The following is an 18659-nucleotide window of genomic DNA, read 5'->3' as shown; positions in this document are numbered from 1 at the left end:
GGAGGATGCTTATGTTTGCTGTACAACTAGTAGATGACGAACCTATTGTAAAAAGAGGATTAAACAAACTTATAAAATGGGAAGAACTAGGCTTTAAAATAGTATGTGAAGCAGAAAATGGTGAGGAAGCATTAGAACAGCTTACTAATCAGCATATAGATTTAATTATTACAGATATAGGAATGCCCATTATGAATGGCATAGAGTTTATGGCACAAGCAAGAAAACAAGAGTATACAGGAGAAATAGTAGTTTTAACAGCATATGGAGAATTTGAATATGCTAAAAGTGCTATTAAATATGGGGTGACAGATTATATTTTAAAACCTATAGAAGAAGAGCAGATTATAGTAATCTTAAAGGATATTAAGAAGAAGCTCCAAGAAAAGTTAGATAATGAAAATAGATATAAGTTATATAAAGCAAACATGGGTAAAGAAAGAACTTTTTCAAGAGAAAATGATAAGTTACTCATTAAATATGCTATGACCACCAATCCAAAGGCGTTAGAGGTGCTAGAAGAGATTATCAAAGAAGAAAAAGGTTTTGGTGAGGGAGATGTTGCTAGTATGTGCGTGAGGTTTTCATACATATTAGAAGAGCTAGTTACCAAAGTGAAAGAAAAGTTTGCTTATCTAGGTAAACTCAAAAACATAGATGAATATCTTCATTATGGAGAGCAAGAGGAGAACACAAAAGATGATCTCATGAATCAGTTTTCTAAAAATGTAGGAGAGATTATTGGGATTTTTGAAGAGAGTAGGGTTATTTATAAAGATAACGTAGTCATGCAGGCCTGCCAATATGTAATAGAACATATAGATGAAGAAATTAGTTTGGTAACGATCAGTGAAACTTTATCAATAAGTAAAAATTATTTTTGTAGCCTTTTTAAAAAGGAAACGGGAGAGAATTTCCTTAGTTTTGTTACACGTATGAAGATGAGACGGGCCCAATTCTTGTTAAGAGAAGAGAATCTTAGGGTATATGAAGTCTGTGATTTATTAGGTTATACAGATACTACCTATTTTACAAGGCTGTTTAAAAAATATACTAATATGACACCTAATGAATATAAAAAGGTGGTGAATGAGCAATATGAGTAGTTCCTATAAAAATGTGACAGAACAAAAGCGTATTAAAAGTGTAAGCTGGGTACTAGTCAAAAGCTATCTTATTACCATGGGATTTTCCCTTTTTTTCGGGATGTTTTTATTTCAAACAATCTTGCAAAGAGAAGTGAACTATAAGCTTCAACGAGGAGAGAGTGAAGCTTTAAATACAGTCTCCTATTTTATTACTAGACAAATGCAAGAAAACGAAAGAGTATCCTCGGATTTGGCTACGAATCTATCATTTCAGTATGCATTATCTAAGGAGGATGAAAGCAGTACTGGGCTAGTGAATAAATTATTAAGAGATAGCTTTGTTGGTAGAAATAATATAAGATCTATTCACATTATTACTAAGGATGGAAAGATTATTTCAGAATTTAGGGAACCTAGTTACTTAAAGGATGATAAAAAATTTTTAAAACAGTTTAATTTACAAGCCATAGATAAAGAAAAAGGAAGTGCCTACTGGGGAATAAACACCAATATATTAGAACCAAAAGTAGGAAATACCTTATATCTAGCAAGAGTTATACGATCAAAAGCTAAGCTAGAGCCATTAGGTTACTTGATTGTGTATCTAGACCCTGTACAGTTTAATAAGGATTGTGAGGACGTTTTAAAGAACATTAGTATGCAGATCATGATTAAAGACAGCTCAGGAGCAATCTTTAAAATGCCAGATAATTTAGCAATAGATCATCTGGAAGAGATTGTTAAATGGGAAAACGATAAATATGATTACGTCAAAGAAGACCGTAAAAAATACTATTATACAGTACATGAGATGCCTATATTAAATGGCATGATTGTAGGCCTTAATACTCAAGCTAGGGACAATGATAATATGAGCACGATACTTTTATTTGCAGTAATCATGAATATTATCTTCCTTAGTGGAGCTTCTTTAATCATAAGGAGCAAGGTTGTTTCACCACTTAAGAATATTGCAGATAAAGCAAGAGTTATAGGAAAACAAGGTAAACTAGATACAAGGTTTACAATAGATACAGGCTACGTAGAAGTGTATGATATTACATGCGCATTAGATGAGATGATGGAAGAGATAAAAGGGCTTGTAAGTGAGGTTAAAGAAAGAGAAAAGTTACAGAAGCGATTAGAGCTCTCCATTATTAATCATCAAGTTAAACCACACTTTTTATATAATACACTAAATACAGTAAGTATACTCATTGCCATAGAGGAGAAGGAGTCGGCTAATGAACTAATTAAAACTCTGGCTAAGTATTATAGGGCTTGTTTAAGCACTGGGGAAGATACAATTACTATTGAAGAAGAGTTGCAAATTGTAAAAGAGTATGCAAAGATTGCTGTTATTAGAAATCCTAACATTGTACATATAACATATGATGTTGACGAAGAAGCATTAAAGAATAAGATACCTAAGATTACACTACAATCATTAGTAGAAAATAGTATCAAGTATGGTATAAGGAAGCTGGGAGAACCTGTAAATATACATATCGATATCAAACTAGATAAGTCCCAAAATATAATGAATATTAGTGTAGAAGATGATGGTGTAGGCATAAGTGAAGAAATGATAGGTAAAATTATGAAGGGTGAGAAACTAGAAGTCAAATCGGGGTTTGGCCTTAAGGCAATAATAGCTAGAATTTTACTTTGTTATGATTTAAAAGATACAAATGAGGTAATAGAAATTACCTCTAAATGTGGAGAATATACAAAAATATTATTAAAAATACCTTACTAAAAGGTAAATATAATAAAAATAAATACCGAAAGTTAATTTTTTTATGTATTATCGTAATTTTGTTAAGTTAAAAATATATTACCCTAGGTTTATAATTTGATTATCAAATATAAAACAAAAGGGTGAGATAAATGAAGAAAAAACTAATACTTAGTCTTTTAGCAACAACATTGGCAGCAACTTCTTTAGTAGGTTGTGGAGGAGATAAAGTAGCGAATTCAGGATCAGGAGACAAACCAGAAGCAACTGCATCAGCTGAAGCAGAGGGAGATAAAGCTGCAGACCCAGCATCAGGAGAAAAAACAGTAGTTACAATGTGGATTATGCCAAATAGTGGTGAGCCAGAAAAAGACTTAATGGAAATCTTAAAACCATTCCATGAAGCTAATCCTAATATTGAAGTACAACCAACAGTACTAGACTGGGGTTCAGCTTGGACAAAATTAACAACAGCAGCAACAAGTGGTGAAGGTCCAGATATTACTCAACTTGGAACAACACAAATTGCAGCTATTGCAGCAATGGATGCATTAGAAGATTTGACACCAGTATATGATAGATTTGGTGGAGAAGGTGCCTTCGTAGAAGCGACACTTCCAACAACACAAATTCTTGGAGCTGGTGCAGAAAGATATGCGGCACCATGGTTTATTGATACAAGAGCATTATTCTATAGAAAAGATATTTGTGAAGCAGCAGGCGTTGACCCTACAAAAGATTTTGAAACATGGGATAGCTTTAAAGCAGCACTTGTTAAAATGAAAGATGTAGAGATTGATGGTTTTAAAGTACCAGCTCTTGGTATGCCAGGTAAGAATGACTGGAACGTTATTCATAACTATGCACCATGGATTTGGGGTGCAGGCGGAGACTTCATCGCTGAAGACAATAAGACAAGTATTATCAATTCAGACCAAGCGTTTGCTGGTGTTAAATTCTACTCAGAGCTCGCATCAGAGGGACTTATGAGTATGCCAGCTTTAGAGAAAAACTCAGCAGAGATTGAAGCATTATTCAATGCAGGTGAATTTGCTACAATATTCTCAGGTGCATATGAAATTGCTACTTTAAGAAGAGAACAACCAGAACTTGCTGAAAAAATTGGTACAGCTTCATTCCCAGCAGGTCCAGAAGGAAAATATGCTTTCTTTGGTGGTAGTGCATTATCTGTATTTAAAACTTCAAAAAATAAAGAAGCAGCTTATAAAGTAATTGAATTCTTAATGACAACAGATGCACAAGTTGCTTACCAAGAAAAATGTGGAAACTTACCAACAGTTAATGCGGCTTATGAAACAGATTTCGTAGCAAATGAAGAAATGCGTGCAGCATTTAAAGAACAATTACAATATGGTAAGGCTTACCCTTCAGTTGCAGGATGGGGTCCATCAGAAACACTTCTTCAAAAAGGATTAAGCAATGTATGGGATAATATTATGGGTGTATTTGGAACATATGATCCAGCTAAAACAAAAGAATTCTTAGATCAAACAGCAAATGAATGTACAACAATCTATAGTCAGCAATAAATAACAGTATAGGATTGTATTATCTGCTCTATGAATATCATAGAGCAGATATATTATGACAGGAGGAGACGATATGGCTAAGATTCAAAAGGCTTCTAATAACAATAAAGTCCCTAAAAAGGGATTAATATATCAAATCAAGAGAAATAAATTAGCCTATGGGCTGATTACACCAGCATTAATTGCCATGATTATTATTCATGTAATTCCCATTGTATCAGGAATTATGATGTCATTTCTCAATTTAAATCAGTTTACACTTAAAAAATTCTTAAAAGCGCCATTTATTGGACTAGGTAACTATAAAACAGTGTTGTTAGATCCTAATAGTACATTACGCTCAGGTTTCTTTGATGCGTTTAGGAATACAGCAATTTTTGCAATTATATGTAGTATCCTTGTAATTAGTATAGGGCTATTACTTGCAGTATTATTAAATAGGAAATTTAGATTTCAAGGACTGGCTAGAACACTATTAATGACACCTTGGGTAGTACCTTCCTTCGTAGTAGGTCTATTATGGGGCTTCATGTGGCAACAAGATGGCGTTATTAATAAAATCATAGTAGATATTTTGCACATATTCCCAGAGGGGACTTATTGGCTGACAGGCCCTAAGGTATTAGTAGCCATTATGATTCCAACTATATGGCGAACAGTTCCGTTTGTTATGTTAATGCTTTTAGCAGGACTTCAGCAGATACCAGACGACTATTATGAAGCAGCTGAAATTGATGGTGCTAATACATGGCAAAAATTTAGACATATTACACTACCACTTTTAAGGTCTGTTTTATCTGTTCAGATTCTTAATGGTATTATCAACTATGTATATTCATTCAATATTGTAGCAATGATGTTTGGTCATGGTGCAGGCTTCCCAGGAAAATATGGAGATTTATTAATGACCAATATTAATCGTAACTCTTTCCAAATTTGGCAATTCGGTCCTGGTGCTGCAGCAACAGTTATTGTCATGATTTGTGTACTATCATTAGTAGGTGTATGGTACAAAGTATTCCAAAATGATTTGGTGGTGAATGACTAATGAAAACACAAAGACTATCTCAGAAAAAACGAAGAAAAGACATAATGGATACTATAGGGACCATTGTTGTATGGATATTTGTTATACTTGCTTTATTCCCAATAGTATGGATGGCAATTACTTCTTTAATGACACAAGGGGATATTGCTACAGGTAAATTTGGTATTCCTAATAATTTTGGAAACTATAAAGAAATGTGGGAGAGCGTAGACTTTTTCAATTACTTTAAAAATAGTGTTATCGTGTGTGGTATTACAACTGCAATTGCTTTAGCAATAGCTACCTTTGCAGGCTATGCAACAGCAAGATTTAAGTTTCCAGGCTCCAATATATTTGGTGCAGCAGTATTAGCTACTCAGATGGTGCCTGGAATTATGTTCCTATTACCACTGTATCTTGTATTCATCAAGATCCAAGATGCTACAGGTATTAGGATTATCAATACTTATGGAGGCCTTATCTTAGTGTATTCGGCTTTCTATATTCCTTTTAGTATTTGGATTTTAAGAGGCTTTTTTGCAAGCATTCCTACAGAGCTAGAGGAAGCTGCAATTATAGATGGTTGTAGTAAATTTGGAGCCTTTATAAAGATTATATTACCTATTGCTAGAATTGGTTTAATTGCTACAGGAATTTATATTTTCCTTATGGCATGGGATGAACTATTATTTGCATGGGTACTTACCACTTCTTCAGACGTAGCAACTATTCCAGTAGGAATAAGGTTATACGTAGGTAACTATCAAAATAGATATGACTTACTTATGGCGGCTGGTTGTGTAACAACCCTACCACCACTTATTATATTCTTTGGTTTACAAAAACAATTTATAAGAGGTATGACTGCTGGTTCAGTTAAAGCATAAGACTCTCAGAAAAAAGCAGCCTTATATAGTATAAGGTTGCTTTTGATGTTATAATTTACATAATATATAATTATCTGATTTTTATGCTAAAGGAGTGACAAATATGGGGGATGATAAGTTCGTAAGTAGGGTTATTATTGGTATTATTGGAGCATTAACAGCTATATTAGGTATATTACTATACGTGATGTATTCGGATGTGAAAAAGACAGAAAACATAAATGCTAAAGGTTTACTGGTAAAAACAATAAAAATATGGACTATCCATGGAGGCATTGAAACCATTCTTAACGAAGTAGCTAGAGAATATGAAAGTAAACATGAAGGTATCAAAATTGAAATCACTACTTTTAAAAACGAGGTTTATCAGTCAACCATTCAAAATGCTGCTATTACTAATGAACTTCCAGATATTTATTTCTTCTGGGGATATGAAAAACTTAAAAAGTATGTAGATTTAGATTTGGTTTGGAATATCAGTGAGGCAATGAGAAAGTACTATGATGGGGAACCCCCTTTGCCTGGAGCAATGGATGGCGTAACATATGATGGTGAAATATATGGTATGCCCATCAATGGGTGGTCTTCTACCTTGTTCTGTAATAGTGAATTGTTTAAAAAGTATAATCTGGCGTATCCTACTACCTATAATGAGTTTATAGAGATTATAGAAAAGTTTAAGGAAAAAGGTGTAGTGCCTATTAGTAGTAGTGCAAAAGAAATGTGGATGAATTCGTTATACTATATGGATTTAGTATTAAAAGAAGGTAGTGTTCAGGGCGTATATGCTGCTAGTAAAGATCGTAGCTTATTTAAGACAGAGCAATTTCATAAAGCTGCAAAGAACATGGAAAGACTTATAGCAACTCAGCCTTGGGAAGATAATTATTTAGAAAATGATGCATATGATGCAGCTTATTTATTTACACAAGGAAAGTCAGCCATGTTATTATCTGGAAGTTGGTCAGCCTCTATTATTGAAGGAGAAGAGTCTAAGGTGAAAGATAAAGTAGATGTGATTACTTTCCCTGGATTACCAGATTCAGTAGGAGTGGGCGGCTATGCAGATGCTTTAGTGGTAAGCAAACAAAGTCAAATTGCAGTGGATGAAGAGCTACAAAAACTATACTTTGATATAATCAAGGAAGTTTCTAGAAAAGCTATAGAAACAGATGGGATAGGATTACCAGCCTATGAAAATCAGATTATTAATCAAGAAAAGTTCCCAACTTTGTATAAATGCGCACAAGTGGCTCCAACTAAAGCTATACATCCAGCATATGATCAGATTTTTGATGAAGACTTAAGTGATGTATATTACGACTTATTAGAACAACTGATGAATAGAAAAATAAATGCAGATGAGTTTATCGAAGGATTATCCCAATAAAAGGAGCTCTTGTTTACTAGAAATCAATAGTAAATAAGAGCTTTTTTGATTGCAAATATCTTTGATAATTTTACCTAGGTTAATCGTAACTTTATCAACTTTTTGATAATAGTTAAACTCTCTATACTAAATAGTAAGATAGTCTATTGAAGGGAGTGTAGAGAGATGAAAAAAGGCTTTGCAATATTATTAAGTATGAGCTTACTATTTTGTGGATGTAGTGCTAGTAATCAAAATGATGTAGGTAAGAATATCACACAAAAAGGAATGCAGGAATTAAAGGGAGCAGTCGTATTAGAATTAGAGTTCAATCAACCAGAAGATGAACTGATGCAAAAAGCAGATGGTTATTCAAATGGTAGTGTATTTGATTGTACTTGGAGAGGTGCCAATATAACCTTTGATAACGATATAATGCGAATGAAAATCGATCAGGACGCAGAAGGAGCATCGCCAAAGTGGTCAGGAGCAGAATATAGAACAAGAGAGATGTATCAATATGGTATGTATGAGGTACGTATGAAACCTATTAAAAATGATGGTGTGGTATCCTCGTTCTTTACTTACACGGGCCCTAGTGATAATAATCCTTGGGATGAAGTAGATATTGAATTTTTAGGCAAGGATACAACAAAAGTACAATTTAACTATTATACAAATGGTGTAGGGGGACATGAATATATTTATGACCTAGGATTTGATGCATCTGAAGATTTTCATGAATATGCTTTTGAATGGCTAGAGGATTCTATTACCTGGTATGTAGATGGCGTAGAGGTATATAAAGCAGTAGATAATATTCCTCAAACACCAGCAAAAGTAATGATGAATGTATGGCCAGGGACAGGTGTAGATGATTGGTTAAATGCCTTTGATGGCACAGTACCATTGACAGCGGAGTATGATTGGATGCGAGTTACAGCCTACGATGAGGAATAAGGAGAAAGAATGAATGAAAAAATACCGAGATACTAAAATAGCCTTTAGTAATATGCAGAAGATAGGTATCTTAGTAGCTGTTGTTTTAATGATTGCCATTTTTATATGTATAGGTATTTTAATGTGTGGGTAAATGAAAAGCACACTTTTAGTACCTAGTAAATTTTTGTCATACAACTGCTACTTTAAATATAACCAATAAGGGGGAAGTTATGAGAAAAATGAGTGTTAGTAAAAAAAGATTAAGCAGCTTATTAGTGACGGCAATGGTTCTATCACAGATACAAGTTAATGGCATAGCAGCACCAATTACAACAGAAAAACGCTTTAATGATATTAAAGAAAATGTCTGGTATAGTGATGCCATTAGTAAATGGGGACAAAGTAGTATTATAGCAGGCTATGAGGATGGTAGCTTTAGACCTCAGAAAGAAGTGACAAGAGCAGAGCTTGCGTCTGTGATTGACCGTATATTTGCATTAGAAGACACTACAAATTCTAAAAGTTATAAAGATGTGGACCAAGCTAAATGGTATCAAGCAGCTATTGACCATATCAGCTCCGCAGGCATAATGAATGATGCTGGTGAAAACTTTAATCCTAATGAACCTGCTACTCGTGAAGAGTTAGCCTATGCTTTTTCTAAAGCTTATAAATTATCAGGCACTAATAACAAAGAATTTAAAGACCAAGAAGCTATATCTGACTGGGCAACAGAAGCAGTAAATGCTTTGATAGGAAACGGATATATGGTAGGTATGCCTGATGGCAACTTTGCACCAAAGGCGCATTTAACTAGAGCAGAAATGATAGTAGTCATTGACCGCTTAACATCTACTATTATAAAAGAAGCGGGTACTTATAAAGAAAGCATAGATGGCAACTTAGTTGTAAATACAAAGGATGTTATCCTTAAAGACATGACCATATCAGGGAACTTATATTTAGCAGAAGGTATAGGCACAGGAGATATAACTCTAGACAATATTACAGTAAAAGGGACTATATTTGTTGAAGGAGGAGGAGAAAACTCTGTTAAGCTTAACAATGTAAGTTTAGCTCATGCTATGGATATAGAAGTTATAAAACCAGTTAGAATAGTTAATAAGGGTAAAAAGATATCTGTTAAGTTAAGAAATCACTCAAAAGTGATTTTAGAAGGAGACTTTTCAGAGATTGCGGTACCATATAATGTAATATTAAAATTAAATAGTTCACTAATAGCAGATAAGCTAATAACCTTACCTAATACGACACAAGACAAAAATGCCGATATGGCTACTATTGAAATGGTAAAAGGCTCTGTAATTCAGTTACTAGTAGCTGATGGTGCTGTGAGAATATTAGGACAAGGTGAAATCAAACAATTAAATGAAAATGTAACAGGTGTAAAAACAGAAGTAACGCCTATCAAAGTAGTGACAGCGTCAGGAGTTCAATCCAGTATTCATACAAATACTTCTAGTGGAAGTAGTTCTTCAGGTGATAGTTCATCAGGAGAAAATGAGCCAGGTACAGGAGATACTGTAGATCAAACAAAATGGAAGTTAGCTTGGAGTGATGAATTTAATGGCAATCAAGTAGACACTACTAAATGGACTTATAACAATGGTTTTTTAAATTTAAATGAAGAGAAGCAAGTTTATCAATCAGAGAATGCAACTGTAGGCAATGGCAAGCTTACTATAACAGCTAAAAAAGAAGATACAATAATTGATGGTGTGACTCATAAGTATACATCAGCTCGTATGGTTTCAAAAGGACGATATGCTCAAAAGTATGGGAAAGTAGAAGTGAGGGCAAAGTTGCCACTAGGAAAATCATTATGGCCAGCTATTTGGATGCTCCCTGAAAATGATGAATACACAGGATGGCCTAGCTCAGGTGAAATTGACATTATGGAAAGTAGAGGTAGTGTTCCTAATCAAGTTTGGGGAACCTTACATTATGGAGAAAAGAGACCAGATAACTCTCAATCAGGGAGTAGTTATACCTTCCCAGAAGGAGAAAGCATTAATGGTTTCCATACCTATGGCATAGAATGGCAACCAGGTGAAATAAGATGGTATGTAGATGGTAAACTTTATCAAACCCAAGATAACTGGTTTACAACAGATCCAGAAACAGGAGAAAGATATGCTTTCCCAGCACCATTTGATAAAGAATTCCATATGATTCTAAACTTAGCATTAGGTGGCTGGTATGATGGTGTAGGCACTAATCTAGAAGTAGACGACTCTATTTTTGATGGTGGTAAAGAATATGCTATGGAAGTAGATTATGTACGTTTCTATGAAAGTATAGATGGAAAATATCCAGAAGCCGTAGACCCTGACTCTAAAATACCTGATCTTCCAGGAGATGCAAGAAAGCCACTTGCAGATGGTAATTTGATTTATGACAATACTTACACAGCGTATGGTATACAAGATAATCAAGAAGGAAATTTGGATTTTGGGGAAGGTTGGAACCTGCTTTATAAGGATAGTTTTGGAGGAGATGCAGTAGCAGCAGTTGAACCAGTAAATGGTATGCCATTTGCAAAAATTACAGTTAGAGATCCAGGTAATCAAGATTATTCTATTCAAATGATTCAACATACAACACTGGGCAGAGGTAGAACTTATAAATTATCTTTTGATGCAAAGGCGGAAAGTAATAGAGGTATTCATTTTAAAGTCGGTGGTGGAGAAGCAAGAGGCTATGCTGTATACTCTGACAGTTATTCTGAAACTTTAAGTACTGAGGTAAAACACATAGAAAAAACGTTTACTATGAAAAATAATACTGATATTGCAGCACGTTTTGAATTTAATCTTGGACTTGATGCGAATGATGTATGGATTGGTAATGTTAAGCTAGAAGAAGTTGAAAGTGAACCAGCTGTAGAAGACTTTAATCAACCTAAAGTGCCGCTTAAAAATGGTAGTCTTATTTATAATGGTACATTCGATAAAGGTAAACTAGATAGGCTTACCTACTGGAATTTAGAAGTTAAAAATGGTGGAGCTGCAACCATGAGTGTTCCAGAATCTACACGTGATTTACATATCAAAATTAACCAGGGAGGCTCTGATTTGAGTAATATCACCCTTAATCAAAGAGGGTTAAAACTAGGTGAAAATGCTAGCTATACGGTGGTTTTTAAAGGAAAGGCACAAACACCACAATCCTTAAAAGTAAAACTTCTAGGAGAAGATGGGCAAACGATCTACGCAGAGAAGATAGTGAACTTAACAGCTGAAAAGCAGAAATATGAATTTGTATTACAAGGACAAGGTGCTAGTACTAATACAGGTAGGTTAGTATTTGAAATGGGTGGTGTGGATCAGACGAATATTGTATTAGATGAGATTAGTGTCGTAGAAACTAGACAAGATTTTTCAAATGTTAATATATTCCCATTAAAAAATGGTGACTTTTCAAATGGGTTAGCAAACTGGAATGGACTTTTCATAGAAGGTGGAAAAGGAGAAGTTACTTTTGATGGTGAGGCAAAATTCTCAATTACTGATTTAGGAGCTAATCCATGGAGCGTTATGCTTGCACAAAACAATGTACCATTTTCAGCTGGTGTTAAATATGTAATTTCCTTTGAAGCATCATCAGAACTTCCAAGAGATATGGTAGTTAAAACAGAAGAAGAAGGTACTTGGAGAGCATTCTTTGAAAAGAATGTAACTTTAACTCCAGAAAAGCAGAAATATAGCTTTGAATATACTATGCCGGCAGATGGAGATAAGGACCTAGGTCTTAAATTTTTAATAGGAACTACACCAGGTGCACCAGAAGGAGCACATGTAGTTACTATTGATAATATCGTATGTGAAGTAAAAGATGGTTTGCAGCTAAAATCAGAGATAAAAAATGGGCAATTCAACAATGAATTAAACAACTGGAGTACTTATATTGCTAGTGATGCAGGTGCGAAGGCTGATATAACAGTAGTAGATAAAGCTTTACAAGTGGATATTAGTGACTTAGGTCAAAATCCCTGGGAAATACAAATTTCTCAAAAAGGCATTAAGCTTGAGAAAGGAAAGACTTATCAAATAGGTTTTAAAGCTAAAAGTGAAGCTGCAACAAAGTTAAAAGTAAGTGTAGGACATGAAGCAGAAGATTATTCATATACGAATTATTTATCAAGTGATCAGTTCTTTGATATGACAGAAATAGAGAATCAATATGCCTTTAAATTTACAATGACTAATGAGACAGATGCAAATGCAAAAATATCATTAGATGCAGGAAAACAAGAGGGAGCAGTCCCTACTACTATTAACCTAGATGATATTTACTTAACAGAAGTTCCAGGAGAGGAAAATGAAGAAGGTGGGGAAGATACACCAACATCAATCATTAACCTTTTACAAAATGGGGATTTTGAGAACCAAGAAGATTTCAAATGGAATAACTGGAAAGCAGGAACTGCTGAAGCTACGTTTATTCATAACGGAGGTGTCCAAGTAGATATTGATAATAGTGGTGCAGATACATGGCAGATTACTTTAGAACAATCAGGTATTTCAGTTAAAAAAGGAAAGACCTATGGTGTAAAATTTGATGCTAATGTTACTACAGCATCTAGTTTACGTATTGCTCTTCAAGATGCATCAAGTAGTGAATATATAGGAGAATATGCTCCAACTATTAATTTACAAGAAGGTAATAACACCTATGAATATGAATTTACTGTAACAAAAGAAGATGCATCTAATCTAAGCTTTAAATTCCAAATGGGCTATGACCAGTGGACTGCAGCATATCATAATGGCAAAAATCAAATCACACTTGATAATGTTATACTTTACGAAAAACCAGCAGAAGAAAGTGGTGAGTTAGTAGTGACATTGGATGACCTTATATTAGTAGAAAAAGGTACTACTACTAATATCCTTCAAGATGGAGACTTTAGTTCACAAGGTGATTGGGTGACAGGGGGACCGAATGTAACATTTGATTTTGCTATAGGTGCAGCTGAAGCAACGATTACCAATGAAGGGACAAATCCTTGGGATGTTATTATTTTCCAACCTAACATTGCTTTAGAAAAGGGTAAGGCTTATTCCCTTTCTTTTAAAGGAAAGGCTAATCGAGATAAGAAGATTAGAATGTTAACATCTAATGCTAGTTATGCAGAGTATTTTTTAAATACTTTTGAATTAACAAACTATTTTAAAGATTTTACTTATGAATTCGTAGTAGGATTAGATACAAGCTCGGCGTTAGAATTCAAGATTTTTATGGGTGGAGGTATTAGCTAGAAATTAGGCAGAAGAAAGAATAGAAGACAATAGTTAATTCAAATGGAACGAATTGAAAAGGTTTATTCCTACTTAAAAGATGACTTCTATATCGTTTAGAAGTCATCTTTTATATCATGTAATATAGAATTAGAGAGTATAAACTTCTAAGATGATTGGTACTTTAAAGTAATTAGAATAAAATATAAGGAGTTAAATATATGTTTGATCAGATGAATAGATTTATCATAGAAGATTACACCAATAGCCCTACTTTTGCTAGCTTTTTGCCAGGAATTAGCGGCATTATGGGAATACCTATTTGGTGTTTTTACGTTAATAGAGGTCAGGGAATCTCAAGCTTTGGGGTGAGGGATAAAAATCACTCTATTATGGAGTTTCATGCTGCTCAACAAGCTTATCAAAATGTAAGTACAGTCGGGTTTAGAACTTTTCTTAAGGTAGATGGGAAATACTATGAACCATTTTATAATGAATATACCAAAGAAGAAGGCGTAGAGAGAGTCATGTATATTGGCTCTAATGAGATGGAAGTAGATGAAAAGAACCCTATGGAAGGTATTCAAATTAATGCTCTGTATTATACTCTACCAAATGAAGACATTGGAGGCTTAGTACGTCAAGTAACTCTTAAAAATATTAGTAAAAAAACCCTTCAAGTAGAATTCTTAGATGGTATGCCACAAGTAATTCCATATGGTGTAGATTTAAGCTCCATGAAGATGATGGGACAAACTGTTAAAGCATGGATGCAAGTTCAAAATGTAGAAGAAAAAGTTCCATTTTACTCAGTACGCGCAAGTCTGGAAGACTCTGCTGTTGTTAAAGAGGTTAAAGGAGGACATTTCTACTTCACAATGACTGAAAAAGGTGAGTTATTACCAGCAATAGTGGATAGTGAAGTAGTCTTTATGCAAAACACTTCTCTTACTAGACCACTAGGCTTTATCACAAAAGATAGAACAGCTTTTCTTGGCGAAAAACAAATTTGTCAAAATGCACTTCCATGTGGTTTCTTTAGTGGCAGGATGACGTTGAAGCCAGGAGAAACATATACTTTCTATAGTTTAATAGGGCAAGTAGAAAATAAGATGCAGCTTAAAAAGTTCCAAAGTAAGGTAACCGGAAGCAGTTACTTTGAAAACAAATACCAAGAAGCTAAAGCCCTTACAGAAGAGATTTGCAAGGTGATAGAGACTAAGACAGCTTCACAAGTATTTGATGCTTATTGTAAACAAACTTATCTGGATAATGTTCTTCGTGGTGGTATGCCTTTAAAATTAGGCGAAGAAAATATTTATCACGTCTATTCTCGTAAGCATGGCGATACAGAAAGAGATTACAACTTCTTTAGCATGAGTCCGGAGTTCTACTCACAAGGCAATGCTAACTTTAGAGATGTGAATCAAAATAGACGCTGTGACATTTATTTTGCAGGCTTTGTAAAAGACTATAACATTAAGACATTCTATAACCTGATTCAATTAGATGGTTATAACCCGCTAAATGTACAAGGAGTTAACTATACATTAACTGAAGAAAATCAAATAAATATTTTAAAAGTATTAGGAGAAAATGAGCTACTTAAGGAACTTCTTTCAAAAGCTTTTACACCAGGTAGCGTACTTAAAGCCCTTACAGATAACAATATGACATTACAAGTTTCAAGAGAGCTATTTATCTCAGAACTTATGAAGGTATCAGAGCCTCATATCCAAGCAGTATTCGGAGAGGGTTACTGGACTGATCACTGGACTTATAATCTAGATTTAGTTGAAAGCTATTTAGGCATTTATCCAGAAACAGAAAAAGCCTTGCTTTTTGAAGACCACACCTATACATACTTTGAAAGTGCTGCAACAGTAAGGCCAAGAAGTGAGCGCTACGTCCTAACAGAAAATGGGGTTAGACAGTACAATGCTATAGATCATCATGTGAAAGCAGGTGTTACGCATCAGACAGCCAGAGAAAAGAACGGCAAAGGTGACATTTATACTTCAAACTTGTTTGAGAAAATGATGATCCTAGCCACTAATAAATTTGCCACCCTAGATCCTTATGGCATGGGGATTGAGATGGAAGGTGGCAAACCAGGTTGGTATGATGCTTTAAATGGCCTCCCAGGTATATTTGGTTCCTCCATGGCAGAAACCTATGAACTCTATCGCATGATAGAATTCATGAGAAAAGCGATTAAAGCTTATCCTGAAAAGGTGACTTTACCAGTAGAAATGACTGCTTTTATTAAAGGAATTGAAGAAGCACTTGTAAGCTATAAAGGTAAAAAAATTACAGAACTTGAATACTGGAATCAAGTAAACCAAGCGAAAGAAACTTATAGAACAGCTATTTTATGGGGAATTGAAGGAGAAAAACAAACACTAGGTGCCACTGAAATAGAAGCTATTCTATCATCATGGCTGGAAAAATTACAAGAAGGCACCCAAAAAGCAATAGCTTATGGAGAAGGCTTATGTCCAACATACTTTAGTTATGAAGTAAAAGCGTATGAAAAGGAAGGAGATGTGATTATACCACGTCAGTTCCAAGTTATTTGTATGCCTTACTTTTTAGAAGGGCCTGTAAGATACCTGAAAGTAGAAGAAGGTAGAAAGGTAGCTAAAGCCCTACATGAAAAAGTAAAAGCAAGTGAACTTTATGATGCAAAGCTTAAGATGTATAAGGTGAATGCACCATTAAAAGAAGCTTCTTTTGAAGTGGGACGTGCCAAAGCCTTTACACCAGGCTGGTTAGAAAATGAATCTATCTGGTTACACATGGAATATAAGTACTTACTCGAATTGCTTAGAGCAGGTTTATATGAAGCCTATTTTGAGTCACTTCAACATACGCTAGTACCATTTCTTGATCCAAAGGTATATGGTAGAAGCATTTTGGAAAATTCATCCTTCATTGCAAGTAGTGCCAACCCTAATGAAAAAATTCATGGCAGAGGTTTTGTAGCTAGATTAAGTGGGTCTACAGCAGAGTTCCTTCATATGTGGCAAGTCATGATGTTGGGTGAAGAACCCTTTAAAATGGAAAAGGGTGAGTTAATATTAAACTTTACACCAGCACTGCCAGCTTATTTGATAGGAGAAGATAAAATAGTTAAATGTCAGTTCTTAGGTGATATAGAAGTGGTTTATCATTTAACACAAAAGAAAGATGTCATACCAGGTAAAGCTCAAGTGATACATATCACTCTTACTTACAAAGATGGTAGCAAGAAAGTAGCCAAAAGTAAGGTGATAGGTAGAATGGCTGAAGACGTAAGAAATCATCAAGTGAGTAGTATACATATAGAATTAAGCGTATAAAGAATAAAGATACAATAAAGTAATAGCTTTAATAGACGTATTAAAGGTATCAATCAATTATTGAAACAAACGGCGAAACATGATAAAAAAACTCCCCTTGTTATAAGTGCATTGAGTATTTAAACGCTTACTATAAGGGGAGTTTTTACTTGCTTATGCTTAAAAGATAAACATTATTTTTTAGTAAAAAGCCATTTTTGATCTTCACCATTTTGGAAAGGCCAAATATGTGCTAGAGCACCTTCAGAAGTACTTCCAGACTGAATAGAGAGGGCTTTACCAGATGCTTTATTCAATATTTTGCAGTAGCTTCCCTCAGTATAATAAATTTCCCATAGTTGATCAGGTGTATTATTATCTGAGCGTTGTTCAACAAGTGCACCATCATAAGTAGCAGAACTGCGGACAGAGAGTAACCTGCCACTTGCAACATTTTTGATTTTATAGGTATTAGAACCTGTACTAATTAATTGCCACTGTTGATTAGTACCATTCCCAAGTCCCCACTGTTGGACATTAGCATTTTGATAAGTACCAGCACCATCTAAAGCCATTTGACTTCTTTTATTTGCTATAGTATAGGTACCATTAGAAAAGATGTTTGAAGTAGGAGGAGTACTGTTACTAGGAGTGAATTTAACCCAGTCATAATAAGCATTAAGATTAGTTGCACCGTTATAAGCACCTAACCAGTCATTAACCTGTGAAGTACCAGGCCAAATATTCATCATGATTTTTCCTGGAGTTGAAGGAATATTAGTAGTAGCAGTATACACTGCTCTACCATCTACATACCAGGTAATGGAGTTAGGTTTCCAGTCAAAAGCATAAGTATGAAAACTAGTAGAAGCATCAAAACCTAAAGAGTATACATACTCATGATTACCTACGCCGTTCGTATAATAATTAAATTGAACGATATTTGTATTTTTTCCTAGAAACTCTATATCAATTTCATCCCACTGTGTGCCATATGAAGGCCCAGTATATGTAAAGAAAGATGAAACAATACCAGAATTTTTAGCTGGTTTCATACGCACTTCATAGAGTCCATAGCCATACTTTTGAGATGTAGATATTTCCCCACCGGCATAACCACCATTAGAATCTGATAAAATAGATAATTGAGCAAAACCATTTTGACTACGTACAGCATTGGAGCGCCAAGTACAATTAAACATGCCACCATTACTCCAACCATTGGATACTTGAAACTGATTAAGGGAATTAAAGTCATCAAAGAAACTGGAAGCTGCAAAAAGAGGTTTAGGTATTAAGAAGGCTAGAAGAAAAGAAAAAATAATTCCTACAAACAATAAAGTCTTACTAAATGTTTTTTGCATAAAATCACCTCTATAATTTATTATACAATCTATTATAGAGGTGATTTTGACTAAACATAGTGGAAAAAAGTATGGTTTTATATAAAAATATTACTATTTTATAAAAATTCTGT

10 protein-coding genes are annotated in these 18659 nt (G+C 34.4%); 9 read left to right on the top strand and 1 reads right to left on the bottom strand.

From position 1 onward, the window contains the following. Positions 1-11 precede the first annotated feature (11 nt). From CLOLE_RS19985 to CLOLE_RS19945, 9 genes are all read left to right on the top strand, one after another. On the top strand, positions 12-1106 hold the full coding sequence (locus CLOLE_RS19985) for a response regulator transcription factor (protein ID WP_013658938.1): 1095 nt from the start codon (positions 12-14) through the stop codon (positions 1104-1106). After that, the gene (locus CLOLE_RS19980) at positions 1099-2847 is read left to right on the top strand and encodes a sensor histidine kinase (RefSeq protein WP_013658937.1); all 1749 of its coding nucleotides are present in this window, start codon (positions 1099-1101) and stop codon (positions 2845-2847) included. The genes CLOLE_RS19985 and CLOLE_RS19980 overlap by 8 nt, the downstream gene beginning before the upstream one ends. Before the next feature lie 131 nt (positions 2848-2978). Continuing rightward, on the top strand, positions 2979-4376 hold the full coding sequence (locus CLOLE_RS19975) for a sugar ABC transporter substrate-binding protein (protein ID WP_013658936.1): 1398 nt from the start codon (positions 2979-2981) through the stop codon (positions 4374-4376). Between the two features lie 73 nt (positions 4377-4449). After that, on the top strand, positions 4450-5424 hold the full coding sequence (locus CLOLE_RS19970; RefSeq protein ID WP_013658935.1) for a carbohydrate ABC transporter permease: 975 nt from the start codon (positions 4450-4452) through the stop codon (positions 5422-5424). Further along, entirely contained in the window at positions 5424-6290 is an 867-nt protein-coding gene (locus CLOLE_RS19965) for a carbohydrate ABC transporter permease (protein WP_013658934.1), read from the top strand. Before CLOLE_RS19970 ends, CLOLE_RS19965 begins: the two co-directional genes overlap by 1 nt. A gap of 103 nt (positions 6291-6393) precedes the next feature. Continuing rightward, positions 6394-7680, top strand: coding sequence for an ABC transporter substrate-binding protein (locus tag CLOLE_RS19960; RefSeq protein ID WP_013658933.1), 1287 nt, complete (start codon positions 6394-6396; stop codon positions 7678-7680). Between the two features lie 165 nt (positions 7681-7845). Next, a complete protein-coding gene (gene bglS, locus CLOLE_RS19955) occupies positions 7846-8619 on the top strand; it encodes a beta-glucanase (RefSeq protein ID WP_013658932.1) in 774 nt (257 codons plus the stop codon). Between the two features lie 212 nt (positions 8620-8831). Continuing rightward, the gene (locus CLOLE_RS22220) at positions 8832-13883 is read left to right on the top strand and encodes a carbohydrate binding domain-containing protein (RefSeq protein WP_013658930.1); all 5052 of its coding nucleotides are present in this window, start codon (positions 8832-8834) and stop codon (positions 13881-13883) included. A gap of 200 nt (positions 13884-14083) precedes the next feature. Next, the gene (locus tag CLOLE_RS19945; protein ID WP_013658929.1) at positions 14084-17203 is read left to right on the top strand and encodes a hypothetical protein; all 3120 of its coding nucleotides are present in this window, start codon (positions 14084-14086) and stop codon (positions 17201-17203) included. A gap of 173 nt (positions 17204-17376) precedes the next feature. On the opposite strand, the gene bglS (CLOLE_RS23940) is transcribed toward CLOLE_RS19945, so the two are convergent. Then, a complete protein-coding gene (gene bglS / locus CLOLE_RS23940; protein WP_013658928.1) occupies positions 17377-18546 on the bottom strand; it encodes a beta-glucanase in 1170 nt (389 codons plus the stop codon). Positions 18547-18659 lie beyond the last annotated feature (113 nt).

Source organism: Cellulosilyticum lentocellum DSM 5427, from assembly GCF_000178835.2.
Classification (GTDB): Bacteria; Bacillota; Clostridia; order Lachnospirales; family Cellulosilyticaceae; genus Cellulosilyticum; species Cellulosilyticum lentocellum.
The sequence above is the reverse complement of the archived record's forward strand: the minus strand, read 5'-3'. Positions and strand labels throughout refer to the sequence as shown.

Excerpts from the sequence above, each read along its gene's own strand:
- bglS (WP_013658932.1), top strand. The coding sequence starts at position 7,846 with ATGAAAAAAGGCTTTGCAATATTATTAAGTATGAGCTTACTATTTTGT.
- CLOLE_RS19970 (WP_013658935.1), top strand. The coding sequence starts at position 4,450 with ATGGCTAAGATTCAAAAGGCTTCTAATAACAATAAAGTCCCTAAAAAG.
- CLOLE_RS19975 (WP_013658936.1), top strand. The coding sequence starts at position 2,979 with ATGAAGAAAAAACTAATACTTAGTCTTTTAGCAACAACATTGGCAGCA.
- CLOLE_RS22220 (WP_013658930.1), top strand. The coding sequence starts at position 8,832 with ATGAGAAAAATGAGTGTTAGTAAAAAAAGATTAAGCAGCTTATTAGTG.
- bglS (WP_013658928.1), bottom strand. The coding sequence starts at position 18,546 with ATGCAAAAAACATTTAGTAAGACTTTATTGTTTGTAGGAATTATTTTT.
- CLOLE_RS19980 (WP_013658937.1), top strand. The coding sequence starts at position 1,099 with ATGAGTAGTTCCTATAAAAATGTGACAGAACAAAAGCGTATTAAAAGT.
- CLOLE_RS19985 (WP_013658938.1), top strand. The coding sequence starts at position 12 with ATGTTTGCTGTACAACTAGTAGATGACGAACCTATTGTAAAAAGAGGA.
- CLOLE_RS19945 (WP_013658929.1), top strand. The coding sequence starts at position 14,084 with ATGTTTGATCAGATGAATAGATTTATCATAGAAGATTACACCAATAGC.
- CLOLE_RS19965 (WP_013658934.1), top strand. The coding sequence starts at position 5,424 with ATGAAAACACAAAGACTATCTCAGAAAAAACGAAGAAAAGACATAATG.
- CLOLE_RS19960 (WP_013658933.1), top strand. The coding sequence starts at position 6,394 with ATGGGGGATGATAAGTTCGTAAGTAGGGTTATTATTGGTATTATTGGA.